Source organism: Pseudomonas sp. MDV22-iso1, assembly GCF_058145095.1.
This window is the reverse complement of the sequence record NZ_JBYVMF010000003.1, coordinates 102,073-115,474: the sequence shown is the minus strand read 5'-3', so window position 1 is coordinate 115,474 and position 13,402 is coordinate 102,073. Positions and strand designations below refer to the sequence as shown.

12 protein-coding genes are annotated in these 13,402 nt (G+C 60.6%); 6 read left to right on the top strand and 6 right to left on the bottom strand.

The features are described from left to right. Positions 1-774, top strand: a complete 774-nt coding sequence (locus tag AC3ZVB_RS05040; protein WP_162440485.1) for a TSUP family transporter — start codon at positions 1-3, stop codon at positions 772-774. Positions 775-787: 13 nt separating this feature from the next. On the opposite strand, the gene sorB is transcribed toward AC3ZVB_RS05040, so the two are convergent. Together sorB and sorA are read right to left on the bottom strand one after the other, a co-directional pair. Continuing rightward, a complete protein-coding gene (gene sorB, locus AC3ZVB_RS05035; RefSeq protein ID WP_490145933.1) occupies positions 788-1,426 on the bottom strand; it encodes a SorB family sulfite dehydrogenase c-type cytochrome subunit in 639 nt (212 codons plus the stop codon). A gap of 10 nt (positions 1,427-1,436) precedes the next feature. Continuing rightward, positions 1,437-2,690 carry a SorA family sulfite dehydrogenase catalytic subunit gene (sorA, locus tag AC3ZVB_RS05030; protein ID WP_490145932.1) on the bottom strand — a complete coding sequence of 418 codons (1,254 nt, stop codon included), beginning with the start codon at positions 2,688-2,690 and terminating at the stop codon, positions 1,437-1,439. A gap of 543 nt (positions 2,691-3,233) precedes the next feature. Here sorA and AC3ZVB_RS05025 point away from each other — a divergent pair. Further along, positions 3,234-4,562, top strand: coding sequence for a TrkH family potassium uptake protein (locus AC3ZVB_RS05025; RefSeq protein ID WP_490145931.1), 1,329 nt, complete (start codon positions 3,234-3,236; stop codon positions 4,560-4,562). Continuing rightward, complete coding sequence (locus AC3ZVB_RS05020; protein ID WP_208525557.1) at positions 4,552-5,247, top strand: potassium channel family protein; 696 nt, start codon at positions 4,552-4,554, stop codon at positions 5,245-5,247. Before AC3ZVB_RS05025 ends, AC3ZVB_RS05020 begins: the two co-directional genes overlap by 11 nt. A 113-nt stretch (positions 5,248-5,360) precedes the next feature. On the opposite strand, the gene AC3ZVB_RS05015 is transcribed toward AC3ZVB_RS05020, so the two are convergent. Genes AC3ZVB_RS05015 through AC3ZVB_RS05005 form a run of 3 tightly spaced genes read right to left on the bottom strand, consistent with a single transcriptional unit; the run spans position 5,361 to position 8,455 of the window. Next, positions 5,361-6,797, bottom strand: a complete 1,437-nt coding sequence (locus tag AC3ZVB_RS05015) for an MFS transporter (protein ID WP_490145930.1) — start codon at positions 6,795-6,797, stop codon at positions 5,361-5,363. A gap of 55 nt (positions 6,798-6,852) precedes the next feature. Further along, positions 6,853-7,668, bottom strand: coding sequence for a shikimate dehydrogenase (aroE, locus tag AC3ZVB_RS05010; RefSeq protein ID WP_490145929.1), 816 nt, complete (start codon positions 7,666-7,668; stop codon positions 6,853-6,855). A gap of 22 nt (positions 7,669-7,690) precedes the next feature. Next, complete coding sequence (locus tag AC3ZVB_RS05005) at positions 7,691-8,455, bottom strand: SDR family oxidoreductase (protein ID WP_490145928.1); 765 nt, start codon at positions 8,453-8,455, stop codon at positions 7,691-7,693. Between the two features lie 139 nt (positions 8,456-8,594). Between AC3ZVB_RS05005 and AC3ZVB_RS05000 the strand changes: the two genes are divergently transcribed. The 3 genes from AC3ZVB_RS05000 to AC3ZVB_RS04990 all read left to right on the top strand — a co-directional run bounded on the left by AC3ZVB_RS05000 (position 8,595) and on the right by AC3ZVB_RS04990 (position 12,227). Then, positions 8,595-9,494: a LysR family transcriptional regulator gene (locus AC3ZVB_RS05000; protein ID WP_490145927.1), complete on the top strand. Its 900-nt coding sequence runs from the start codon at positions 8,595-8,597 to the stop codon at positions 9,492-9,494. A 479-nt stretch (positions 9,495-9,973) separates the two neighbouring features. Further along, positions 9,974-11,314, top strand: coding sequence for an MFS transporter (locus AC3ZVB_RS04995; RefSeq protein ID WP_490145926.1), 1,341 nt, complete (start codon positions 9,974-9,976; stop codon positions 11,312-11,314). Continuing rightward, complete coding sequence (locus AC3ZVB_RS04990) at positions 11,295-12,227, top strand: 2-hydroxyacid dehydrogenase (protein ID WP_490145925.1); 933 nt, start codon at positions 11,295-11,297, stop codon at positions 12,225-12,227. The genes AC3ZVB_RS04995 and AC3ZVB_RS04990 overlap by 20 nt, the downstream gene beginning before the upstream one ends. A gap of 44 nt (positions 12,228-12,271) precedes the next feature. Here AC3ZVB_RS04990 and AC3ZVB_RS04985 read toward each other — a convergent pair whose 3' ends face one another. Continuing rightward, positions 12,272-13,378 carry a tartrate dehydrogenase gene (locus AC3ZVB_RS04985; RefSeq protein WP_490145924.1) on the bottom strand — a complete coding sequence of 369 codons (1,107 nt, stop codon included), beginning with the start codon at positions 13,376-13,378 and terminating at the stop codon, positions 12,272-12,274. Between the last annotated feature and the right edge of the window lie 24 nt (positions 13,379-13,402).

Genomic DNA, 13,402 nt, shown 5'->3' with positions numbered 1-13,402 from the left:
ATGAGCCTGCAAGTGCATCTGATTTTTCTTTGTTGTGTGGCCCTGGCCACCGTTGCCCAGAGCCTCACCGGCTTTGCCTTCGGCCTGATCCTGATGGGCCTGGTCGCGTCCCTGCACATGGTGCCGCTCTCCGAAGTGGCGGTGGTGATCAGCATCCTCACCCTGGGTAATGCCATGGGTACCCTGGGCGGGCCGAAGCCGCAGCTGGACCGCGCGGTGCTGATGCCGGTGTTGCTCAGCAGTCTGCTCGGCGTCAGCCTGGGGGTGTGGGGGCTCGAGGCGTTGAGTGGTAGCCAGCTGACCTGGCTGCGCCTGCTGCTGGGCATATTGATCGTCGCGGCCAGCCTCATGCTGGTGGTGCAAAACAAACCGAAAAAACGCCTGTCCCGGCAGCCTTCCTTCTGGCTGGCCGGCGGCCTGTGCGGACTGCTCAATGGCTTGTTCTCCAGCGGTGGGCCGCCGATTGTTTATCACCTGTATCGCCAGCCTCTGGGTTACGAAATCATCCGCAATACCCTGATCACGGTGTTTTCAGCGAACGCAGCGACGCGCCTTGGCCTGGTCGTCGCCCAAGGACAGATGCAGATGTCGACGTTGTTGTTGAGTGCCGAAGCGTTGCCGCTGGTGGTGCTGGTCAGTTGGCTGGTCCGCCGGTATCCGCCGAAGTTGTCGCCGCGCACCGTGCGATGGCTGGTCTTCGTGCTGATGGCGCTGGCGGGCGTCAGTTTGATCTGGGATTCAGTGCCGGGGCTGCTGGCCGCAACCTCGGCATGAATCCTGGTTGGACTTACTGATGCAGGATGAACGTCGCCAGGGTTTTCAGATCTTCCGGGCTTAGCTGTGCGAAAGGCGGCATGGGCATCTCCCCCCATTTGCCGGAACTGCCCTGTTGAATGCTCGCGGTAATCCGGGTCAGTGCCTGCGGGTCACTCCCGTACTTGGCCGCGACATCGTGATACGCCGGGCCTACTACCTTGTGATCAATCGCATGGCAGGCCAGGCACCCGTTGTTCTGCAGCAACGTCTTGGCGTCGACGTTGGCGACCTGTGCCGCCGAGGGCTGGGCCGCCGGCGGATTCGACGCGGTCTGCACCTCGGTGTCGCTGGCCTTGGCGCTGCCATACGTCACCGCAAGGTAAGCGCCGATCATGCTTACGTCCTGATCGCTGATCGGAGCGCCGTACACGTGTTGCATCTTGCTCGCCTCGGCAGTCCATTGTGCGAGGGTCATCCCGGGGGGCTGAAAGTTGATGTAATCGGCAGAGTGACAGGTGGAACATTTCTGCTGGGCCAATGCGTAGCCGGGCAGTTCACTGGGTTTGAATACGGCCGTTTCAGGCGGCAACTTGATCGCCAATGGCGCTGCACTGGCCAGGGTTGCCAGACACACTTGGGCGGCGCAGAGCAGGGTGGTCAAACGTTTCATGCGGGCCTCCTCAAGCGACGGTCAGGTGGTAGGTTTCTACGACGTGGCGGCGGTAGCCTCCAGGGTTCCAGTCGGCTTGCAGCGGTTGCGTCTCGCCGGCACTGTTACTGGCGCGCACCATCAACTGGGTGGCGCCCTTGCTGGAAAAAGTGATCGCCAGCGTCCACTCACGAAAGGAGAAACGGCCCAGGTCCTGCCCGAGTCGGGCTTCGCGCCAGCGCTGGCCACCGTCAATCGACACTTCCACCTTGTTGACCCCTACGCCGCCATCGAACGCTATGCCCTTGAGCTCCACGTTTTTCCCCAGCGGCAGAACGTCACCGTGCTGGACGCTGGTGACGAAGCTGCGCACCGGCAACCTGGATATCGGCAATGTCTTCGCCGCTGCGGTGCCAGGGGCGACGCAAAAGCAATCGTTGTCCGGCACGCGGTAACCCTTGGCCATGAAGAAGCCGTCGAACGTCGTGTCGACGACTTCGATCTCACTCAGGTGCTTGACCCAATACGTGCCGAAATAACCGGGTACCACCAAGCGTATCGGGTAGCCGTTGAGGAAGGGCAAATCAGTGCCGTTCATGGACCAGGCGATCATGGGTTCGCCATCCATGGCATGGCTGATGTCCAGGGCCTTGATGAACTCGGGGGTGCTCGGCAGGACTGGCTTGTCGAGCCCACGGAAGGTCACTTGCGCGGCGCCGGCCTTCACGCCGGCCTTTTCCAGCACCGTCTTCAGCGGCACGCCCACCCAGCGAGCATTGCCCATCGAACCGTTGCCCAATTGGGCACCGAACACGCGGGGCGAAAAATAGCCACGGCTGTTACCCGAGCATTGATTGACGGCTACGACCTCGACCGGTTCGGCAAGGGCTTTGAGCTCTGCAAGGGACAGTGACAGCGGCGTGTCGACCGAACCCTTGATCGCCAATCGATAGCTGTCCGGATCGATGCTCAGCGGAAAATTGGCCAGGTGGTAACGCACGAAAAAGGCGTCATTGGGCGTGATCGGCCCCTCGTTGAAAACAGGGAAGGGCGTCTCCAGGTGCGGCGGGCGGGTGGTCACCAGGGTCAACGGTCGTTTCTGCGGATATTGCACCAGCGGCCGCGGGCCGGCAGCAAAAGTCACTTCATCAGGGTTTGTATCGGTGGTTTCGGTGGCTGCCTTGGCCAGGCTCGCCAGCGGAGAGGCCGCCACTGCCAGGGTCAAGGCATCGCGTAGAACGCGTCGGCGGCTGGGATTGCTGTTTTCTACAAAATTGAACTTCATCCTGCACTCTCTTTGGTTTTATTAATGAGATGCAATTGACCGCTTCCCGTCAGGGCAGCGGAGCGTCGGGTCATTCCCCCTATTGGATATTCATCGGAATTTGAAATCAGGTAACCCGCGCAAGTTTAGGGAAGATCCCCCAGAAAGCTACCTTCGGGTCCCTGTGACTGAATGCATAGAGCCAGTTCATGCCCGGTTGCTGGTCCTCAGCGGCCTCGCTGTAAAAATGCCGGCGTTGGCGTTCGAAGATAATCCATCTGTCCGAACAGGCGCTGCACGGTCAACGTTTTTGCGGTGTCAGCGGGATCGGGTGAGGAGGCTGTATGGCCAATTACATGCTTCACTACGAAATATATTGCAACTTCCAGCCATAAAGAAAACAGGCAAGGATTAGCAAAGAACGGAGATGACTGTCACTATCGCCCGCCCTTCAAAATCCCATTGAGGCTCACCATAAGCGGCTCAAATACTGACATCTGGTTGAGTTTGCGAGCGCCGTTGCTGACAGCCTTTTTTCTCGAAATGACTGAGTTCTGATGCTAAATGAAATTACTCCTTCATCCCGCCAGAGTCGTCGCCTTGGTTTTCCTTGCCGCGATAATGGCGGGCACCGTGATTCTGATGCAGCCGGTATCCCAGGCCGAGGGTCTTGCCACTCCCTGGCTGACTGCGTTCTTTACCTCGGTGTCAGCTGTTTGCGTAACAGGGTTGGTAGTTGTTGATACGGGTACGTATTGGTCTACCTTTGGCCAGGCAGTGATCCTGGTACTTTTCCAGTTGGGTGGGTTCGGCATCATGACGGTGGCAACCTTGCTCGGCCTGATGGTCAATCGCAGCTTTCGTTTACGCTCCAAAATGGTCGCGCAGTTGGAGTCACGATCCTTGGGACTGGGTGACATTGCCAGTGTGGCCAAGCTAGTGCTGGTGGTGACGTTCGCCTTGGAACTCATTACGACTTTATGGCTTGCATCAAGGTTACATTGGGCCTACGACCTACAGTGGTCCGATGCCGCATGGAGCGGTCTGTTCCACGCGGTATCGGCTTTCAATAACGCGGGTTTCTCTCTTTATCCCGACAGCCTGATGCGTTTTTCCTCGGATGCCTGGATCCTGTCGCCAATCATGGCTGCCATCATTATTGGCGGCATAGGCTTTCCCGTGCTGCATGACTTGCGCAACAGGTTCAACCACCCGCAACGGTGGTCTCTGCATACCAAACTGACCTTGTCTGGCACGGCAATCCTGCTACTTGGGGGGTGGGCCACGCTGCTGTTGTTCGAGTGGTCCAACCCGGGCACCCTCGGTCCGATGGCGGTAACGGATAAAATACTCTCGGCGTCATCCGCATCCGTTTCTGCACGCACCGCTGGATTCAACGCCATCGATATTGGCGCTTTGACTCGTGAAAGCTGGGCCGTGCATTACTTTCTGATGTTCGTCGGGGGCGGCAGCGCGGGAACGGCGGGCGGCGTCAAAGTGGGGACTGTCGCCATCCTTGCCTTGTTGGTCATTGCCGAAATTCGTGGACACACTGACACCGAGGCATTTGGCCGACGGGTCGGGGCCCAGGCCCAACGTCAAGCGATCACGGTACTTGTTCTGGGCAGCGTCATGATTGTGCTGGCGACGCTCTTCATCTTGCGTGACACAAACATCCCCACCGACCAGGTGATCTTCGAGGTCATCTCAGCGTTTGGTACCGTCGGCTTGTCCACGGGTATCACCGCCGAACTCCCCACGTCGAGCCAGCTTGTGCTGACGCTGCTGATGTATGTCGGACGAGTCGGCACCATCACCCTGGCGGTGTCACTGGCGATGGGTGAACGTCGCATGCCCTACCGCTATCCAGAGGAGCAACCCATTGTTGGCTAAATTTCTGTTTACCGATCAGTTTGCCTATTCCAAGGGGGATAGCGTGGTCGTGATCGGCCTGGGCCGCTTTGGCGGTTCCGTGGCTCAGTCGCTGATGCGACTGGGTCACGATGTGATGGGTATCGATCGAGACGCTGCTCCTGTTCATGACTGGGCCGATTTATTGACTCATGCGGTACAGGCCGACTCCACCAACCTGATGGTCATGCGCCAATTGGGCGTTGCCGACTTTGCTCACGCCATTGTTGGGATAGGCACCGACATGGCGGCCAGTTTGCTGACCATCATGGCGCTGACCGAACTGGGCATTCCCGATATCTGGGTCAAGGCACGGACTGCCGAGCATGGACAGATAGCCCAGCGTATCGGCGCTCATCATGTGGTCTACCCGGAGAAGGAAATGGGGGAGCGTGTAGCTCATCTAATTACCGGACGGATGATCGATTTCATCGAGTTCGACGACGGCTTTGCCATTGCCAAGATTCACTCCCCCTTGCCAAGCCACAACACCACGCTCGCTGACGCCCAAATCCGTGAGAAATTCGGTGTGACGGTCGTGGGGTTGAAACGCGCCAGTCAAGACTTCCAGCACGCCACCCCTAAAACCCTGATCTTGCCAGGTGATCTGCTCATTGTGTCCGGCCCAACCCACCTGATCCAGAAATTTGCCGGTGTCTCAACATGACCTGAGAGTGAACCTTACCCAACTCAGGATGCCGTTCACCGGGTCCAAAGTTCCCGAGTGAGAGGGGGCGGTTTTATATCAGCGAGCCGACCCTGGTCCTGGACGCGACGACGTCAGGCGATGCGTGCGTTGGTACTGGCCTGCACCGGTATCTCTGTTCCCGCGTTGGCCATTTCCCAGGCATCACGGGGTTCGTCGAGGTCGCGGTTGAGGGTTTCCGGGGTCTTGAACGTGGCGTACAAGGTGATCAAAGTGAGCAGCGCCAGGTAGCAGGCAATGGGCAGCCAGGCGCCGACACCCGCAGCGGGGTCGCCGTCGTGGCTGGCCACCACCAGGGCGATGAGGCCGGCACCGATCATTGGCGCGATGCCCCCCGCGATCACCGCCGACACTTCACGGGCAATAGAAACCCCCATGTAGCGGTGACGCGAGCCGAACAGCTCGGGCAACAACGCTGCCTGGGTGCCGAACATGCCCCAGGTCCCGATGCCCAGTGCGATTGAAATCGCAATGATGCTCGCCACCACATTGCCCTGGCTGAGTACCCACCACACCGGGAACGCCAGTGCGAGCTGCACCAGCGCAAAGGCGCGATAGACCACCACTCGACCGAAGCGATCGCTGAGCTTGCCGGCAATCGGCACGGTCAGCGCGCCGAGGCTGGCGGCGCAGATCAGCGTCAGCACACCCACCGGTCCTTGCAGGCCGACCACCCCCACGATGTAGCTCACTGCCAAGGCCTGGTAAATCGACGAACCGCCGTTTTCCCCGAGGCGCAGACCAATGCCGATCAACAAGGTGGGCCTGGAGTGTTTCATCGCACTTTTCAGCGGGTTGTCGCAGACGCGCTTGAGCGCCTTGAGGCGGATGAAGGTCGGCGATTCCTTGAGCGACAGACGCATGTACAGGCCCAGTGCAACGATCACCACGCTGCTGAAAAACGGTACACGCCACAGCCCGCTTTCGATCACATTGTCATTGCCGCTCACCACCAGGAAATACACCAGCGCCGCGAGGATGGTGCCCAACTGGATACCGAGGAACGGCAGGGCCGCGTAGAAACCACGCCGGCCTTCGGGCGCGTACTCGGTCATCATCACGGCGGCGCCAGCCTGTTCGGCACCCGCGCCCAGCCCCTGGAGCAAACGCAGGATCACCAGCATCACCGGTGCCCAATAGCCCACTTGATGGAAGGTGGGCAGTGCACCGATGAGCGTGCTGGAAATGCCCATCAACAACACCGTCGACGCGAGCACGAACTTGCGTCCGACGCGGTCACCGATCATGCCGAACAGCACGCCGCCCAATGGCCGTATCGCAAAGCCCAGGAAGTAGGTGCCGAAACTGGCGATCAGGCTCATGGCCCGGGTCTGTTCGGGAAAGAACAGCGGCCCGAAAATCAATGCCGCCGCCAGGGTATACAGCGCAAAGTCGTAGTACTCCAGGGCACTGCCCAGAGAGCAGGCCCAGGCGGCGCGGTGCAGGTCTTTCTTGCGCTCTGGCGCGTCGGGGATCAAGGCGATATCGGGTGCTGAATGATCGTGAGTCATGGGGTGCCTCCAGGTGCCTTTATGGCATCTTGTTATTGACGGGTAGTTGGATGGCTTACAACTTCAACCGCTGTATTTCCTGGAGCATGGCCTGCTCCATGATGTCGATGGGTGCCGCCTTTGCGGTGTACAACTCGATTTGTCGACACGCCTGGTGCACCAACATGCGAGTGCCCGCGACGGTGCGACATCCCAGCGCTTTGGCTTGCAGCAGCAGAGCCGTCTGCACCGGCATGAACGCCACATCCATCACGATCAGGTGACTGGCCAGGCGGCCGTCCAGCGGGTTGCTGTCCGGCTGCTTGAAACCCACGGACGTCGCGTTGATGACGATGTCGAACGTCCCGGCCGTGAACGCCTCGACGCTGCCGCCCCAACGAGCGCCCAAATCCTCGGCCAAAGCAGCACCCCGTTCGATGCTGCGGTTGAACACCGTGACCTCGGCCGCTGCTTGCAAACAACCGTAAACCACCGCACGCGCCGCGCCGCCGGCACCGATCACGGCAACACGCTGGCCCTTGAGTTCGGTGACTTCCTCCAGGGCGCGGATGGCGCCCAGATAATCGGTGTTGTAGCCAGTGAGTACGCCGTCGACGTTATTGATGGTGTTGACCGCGCCGATCACCTGGGCCGCTTCGTCGATGGCATCCAGAAGCGCGATCACCGCCGTTTTGTAGGGCATTGAAACGTTCATGCCGCGCACGCCCAGGGCGCGAATCGCGGCCACGGCGGCCACCGGGTCTTCGACGCCAAAACAGACGAAGGTGTAGTCCAGGCCCAGCGCCGCGTAAGCCGCGTTGTGGATCTTTGCCGAGAGCGAAAACGGCGACCCCATGATGGAGCCGCAGAGGGTTGGCAGGGAGTGAGGCATGCTGGAGTCCTTGGCGTGAGAGTTAGACGACGCTGGTCAAGCCACCATCGACGAAAAGGGTCTGGCCGTTTACGAAGTCGGACGCTGAAGAAGCGAGAAAAACAGCGGCGCCGCACAGTTCTTCGACACGGCCCCAGCGCCCGGCGGGGGTGCGTTTCACCAGCCATTCACAGAAGGCCGGGTCGTCGACCAGTGCCTGGTTCAGCTCGGTCTGGAAATAGCCGGGGGCCAGGGCGTTGATCTGCAGGCCATGGCCGGCCCAGTCGGCACACATGCCACGGGTGAGCATGCGCACAGCGCCCTTGCTGGCGGCGTAGGGCGAGATGGAAGGGCGGGCCAGCTCGCTTTGCACCGAGCCGATGTTGATGATCTTGCCGCGCCGGCGAGTAATCATGTGCCGGGCCACCGCCTTCGACACGTTGAACACGCCATCGAGGTTGGTGCTCATCAACCGGTGCCAGTCTTCGGCACTGACGTCCTGGAGTGCCTGACGATGTTGCAACCCGGCGTTGTTGATCAGGATGTCGATGGGCCCCAGGCGGTTTTCCAGCGCTTCGATGGCGGTGGCGACGGCCTGGTGGTCGGTCACATCGAACACCGAGTAATCGACATCCAGGCCCTCATCGCGCAGCAACGCGCAAGCACCTTGGGCGCGTTCGGCATCGCGGCCATTGAGCACCACTTGGGCGCCAGCCTGTGCCAGTCCACGAGCCAGGGCCAGGCCAATGCCGCGTACCGAACCGGTGATCAGCGCTCGATGTCCGTTCAGACGAAAGCTGTCGATCATGGGTGTCTCCCTGTCCTGAATAAATGAATGGGCAATGGAGCCACTTTCAACCGCTATCGTGCTGACACGCCAATCGTTTATGGTGATGCCGTGATCACCCCTCGTGATCACCAGGAAGCGGTACGCAACGGGAGGAAGCATGGAACTCAAGCATTTACGGGCGTTTTCGGTCTTGGCTGAGGAGCTGCACTTCGGCCGTGCGGCGGCGCGACTGCACATTGTCCAGCCGGCCTTGAGTGCGCAGATCCGTGCGCTGGAAGACGATGTTGGTGCGCAGTTGTTCGAGCGTGACCGGCACGGGGTCGAGTTGACCGAGGAGGGCGCGCTGTTTCTGCCCGAAGCTCTCGCAACGTTGCGCCAGGCCGGGCGCGCCCGCGAGGTGCTACAGCAAGCCGCGGCCGGTGAGGTCGGGGTGTTGCGCCTGGCGTTTGTATCGTCGACGCTGTCGCATTTGTTGCCGATGCTTGTGCGCACCCTGGAGGAGCGCTATCCGCGCATCGAACTGGAACTCAAGGACATGCCTTCACTGCCTCAGGCCCGGGCGTTGCTGGACAATGCCCTGGACTTTGGCCTGGTTCGCTTGCCGCTGAACGTGCCCGGCGTGCACACCCGCATGCTCTTCGAAGAATCCCTGGTGGTGGCACTGCCTCAAGAAAACCCGCTGTGCGCCAAGCGTCGCATACAGCCCCAGGACCTGGCCGAATGCCCGGTGCTGGTACTGGCGCGCAAGTTCGCCCCCGGTCTGTACGACCAGATGCTGGCCGGTTTTCAACGACGCAAGATCACCCTGACGATCGCCCGGGAAATGGGCGAGTTCACGACGCAACTGGCCTTGGTGGCGGCCGGCCTCGGCATCGGCATCCTGCCCAGCGGTGCCGCATCGGCGCTCCCGGACGGCGTCGTGACGCGCCCCTTGGCACTGGCCATGAGCGGCGCCGGCATCGGCGTGGCCTGGACCGGCCTGGAAAACCCTCGCAAGCGTGCGCTGATGCAGGTGCTTGATGAGCTCTATCCAGTGAAGGGTACTGACGTCAGTTAGGGCAATGGTGGCAGGTTCAGAGGTGATTCAATCAGGCAGACTGGTCCAGGCAAACTGCCTGTTCACTTGAGCGGTACGCATACATTTGTGGCGAGGGGATTTATCCCCGTTGGGCTGCGCAGCAGCCCCAAAAGCTGCAACAGAGGTGTATCAGGTATGCCGCGTGCGATGGTTTTACGACTGCTGCGCAGCCGAACGGGGATAAATCCCCTCGCCACAGGATTTCGCTCGCCTATCCCCTCACCACAGGATTTCGCTCGCCTGAAGATCGTTTAAGTGAATAACAAGCCCGGCCACTGCGCCGGGCTTGTTCGTTGGGCTAAGGGACTGCTCATTTTCTTGCAAGTCTTGAAATCCCACATTATGGGTTTGTAATTCACATATTGAACTAAATTCGCCTCTGGTTTATGGTCAGCCGTAACCCAGTGACCCGACACCAGTCGGGCACCGAGAATAAAGACAATAAGAGGAATTCCCCCATGACTGGTCCTTCACTGGACGTCCGTCTGCATGCCAGCACCATGAAGAAGCTCAACCTGAAGCTGATTCCGTTCCTGATGCTGTTGTACATGGTGGCGTACATCGACAAGTCGAACATTTCGGTGGCGGCGTTGACGATGAATGCCGACCTTGGCCTCAGCCTGCGCATGTACGGCCTCGGCGTCGGACTGTTCTTCCTCACCTACATCCTGTTTGAAGTGCCGAGCAGCCTGATCCTGACCAAGGTCGGTGCGCGTCGCTGGATTGCGCGGATCATGATCACCTGGGGCATCATTGCTGCCGGCATGAGCCTGATCCAGAGCGCCAACCAGCTGTATGTCATGCGCTTGCTGCTGGGCGCCGCCGAAGCCGGTTTTACCCCCGGGATCATCTACTACCTGTCGCAATGGTTTCCCCGCAGCGACCGCGCCAGGGCCATGTCGTGGTTCTACATTGGCGCGGCATTGGCGTCGGTGATTGGTCTGCCGATGTCCGGCGCCCTGTTGCATCTGGACGGCGTGCTGGGAGTCAACGGCTGGCGCTGGCTGTTCCTGCTCGAAGGCATTCCGGCAGTGGTGCTGGGTGTCGTGGTCTTGCGCTACATGCCTGACTCGCCGACCACCACCCACTGGCTGGACAGCGCGCAGAAAGCCTGGCTCAGCCGCACGTTGCAGGCCGAACAGGCGACCACGGTTATCTCTCACAAAGACGCCTGGCACGTGGCCTTCCGCAGCCGTCAGGTGTGGTTGCTGAGCCTGTTCTGGTTGCTGCAAGCGTTCGGGACCATCGGCGTGACGCTGTTCCTGCCGCTGATCGTGCAGTCGGTCTCGAAACAGGGTTCGTTCGTCGTCAGCCTGTTGTCGGCGATGCCGTTTTTCCTGGCCTGCGTGTTCATGTACATCAACGGCCGTCATTCCGATCGAACCGGCGAGCGAGGCTGGCACCTGGGTGGGCCGCTGTTGCTGGCCGGGGTCATGCTGGGCCTGGCGGTGTTCACCGGCAACCAGTGGCTGGCGTACGTGCTGCTGGTGGTGGCGGTCGGTCTGAACTGGGCGGCGACGCCCGTGTTCTGGGCCACGACCACCGAATACCTGTCCGGCCCGGCGGCCGCCGTGTCGATTGCCTTGATCAACTCCATCGCCAACCTTGCCGGCCTCGGCTTGCCGCCGGTCATGGGTTGGATCAAAGACGCCACCCACAGCTACGACTACGCCTTGCTGATGGTGGCGGCCGCGCTGATTGCAGGCGGTGTGCTGGGCCTTTATCTGGGCGGTCAACGCATCCGCAAAATCACTACCGTTTCTGTCCAGGGGGGCATCGATGAAACCAACCGTGCTTAAAGTCGCGCGTCTGCCAGACATGCTCAGCGAGCGGCTGTATGCCGACTACGACGTGCTGGAAGGCAGTGAAAGCGGCGACGAATTGGAGGCGGACAAGGTCCAGGGTATCCGCGTCTTGATCGCCAATGGCGAGTCACGGGTGCAGGCCGGTTTGATCGAGCGCCTGCCGGATCTGCAAGTGATCGTCGTGTTTGGTGTCGGCTATGACGGCATCGATGTCGAGGCTGCCCGGGCCCGTGGCATTACCGTGACCCACACCCCCGATGTGCTCACCGACGACGTCGCCGATTTCGCCATGACCTTGATGCTGGGCACTGCCCGTCGTATTGCCCAGGCCGATCGCTTTGTGCGTGAGGGCCGCTGGCAACAGGGACCTTTTGCCTTCACGCGCAAGGTCAGCGGCAAGCGACTGGGCATTGTTGGACTGGGGCGGATAGGCCAGGCAATTGCCCGGCGCGCCGCGTCTTTCGACATGCACATCAGCTACCACGGTCGACGTCCGCAGGCGGTGGATTATCCGTACTACGCGTCGGTGACCGAACTGGCTGCGGCGGTGGATTTCCTGCTGATCGCCGTAGGAGGAGGGCTCTCGACCCATCATCTGATCGATGCCGGTGTGCTCGATGCCCTGGGCAGTCAAGGCATCCTCATCAACGTCGGGCGCGGCAGTGTGGTCGATGAAGCGGCGCTGGCACTGGCGTTGGCCGAGGGGCGTCTGCTGGGTGCCGGACTGGACGTGTTCGAAGATGAACCGAGGCCACACGCCGGTTTGCTGGACCTGGACAACGTGCTGCTCGCGCCGCATATGGCCAGTGCCACCTGGGATACGCGGCGGGCGATGTCGGCGTTGACCCTGGCCAACCTGGCCGCGCACTTTGCCGGTGAACCGTTGCCGACGCCGGTACCGGACTGATCGGTTGAGGTGACCGCCCATGCGGTCACCTCAACCCTTTGTCTTTACCGAGTGCCTGTTTTTTGCGTCTTCATCAGCTGTTGTTCGATCGCCTTACCCAATTCAACTGTGTTGCCGGTGCCCCCCAGATCGCGGGTCAAAGGCGCATTTTTCGTTCCCTCGGCCAGCACGGCCTCGATCGCTGCAACCACCGCAGCAGCCGCGTCAGCGTGCCCCAGGTGTTCGAGCATCATGGCGCCACACCAGATCTGTCCCACCGGATTGGCGATGCCTTTTCCAGCGATATCGGGCGCGGAACCATGCACGGGTTCAAACAGGCTGGGGAAATGCCGTTCCGGGTTGATGTTGGCAGACGGCGCTATGCCGATGGTGCCGGTGCAGGCGGGACCCAGATCGGACAGAACGTCGCCGAACAGGTTGCTCGCCACCACAACGTCGAACCAATCCGGGTGCAGGACGAAGTTCGCGGTGAGAATGTCGATGTGATACTTGTCGACGTTGACGTCGGGATACTGCTTGCCCATCTCGGCGACGCGCTCGTCCCAGTAGGGCATGGTAATCGCGATGCCGTTGGACTTGGTGGCAGAGGTCAGGTGCTTCTTCGGACGGCTTTGCGCCAGGTTGTAGGCAAACTTCAAAATACGGTCGACGCCCACGCGGGTCATGACGGTCTCCTGCATGACGATCTCGCGGTCGGTGCCGGGAAACATCTTGCCGCCTACGCTGGAGTACTCGCCTTCGGTGTTCTCTCGTACCACCCAGAAATCGATGTCGCCCGGCTTGCGATCAGCCAGCGGTGCTTTGACGCCGGGCATCAGGCGGCAGGGACGCAGGTTGACGTACTGATCGAACTCGCGACGAAACTGCAACAGCGAATCCCACAATGAAATGTGATCGGGGACAACGTCCGGCCAACCTACCGCGCCGAAGTAGATCGCGTCGTACTGTTTGAGAGTCTCGAACCAGTCATCCGGCATCATTTTGCCGTGGGCCAGATAGTAGTCGGCGCTGGCGAAGTCGAACCAGTCCCACTGCAGTGCGATATCGAATTCATTGGCCGCTGCCTGGATGACGCGCACGCCCTCGGGCATCACTTCCTTGCCGATTCCGTCGCCAGGAATGACCGCGATTTTGTAGGGGGAGGCAGGCATAAAAATACTCCGGTGATTGAAAGG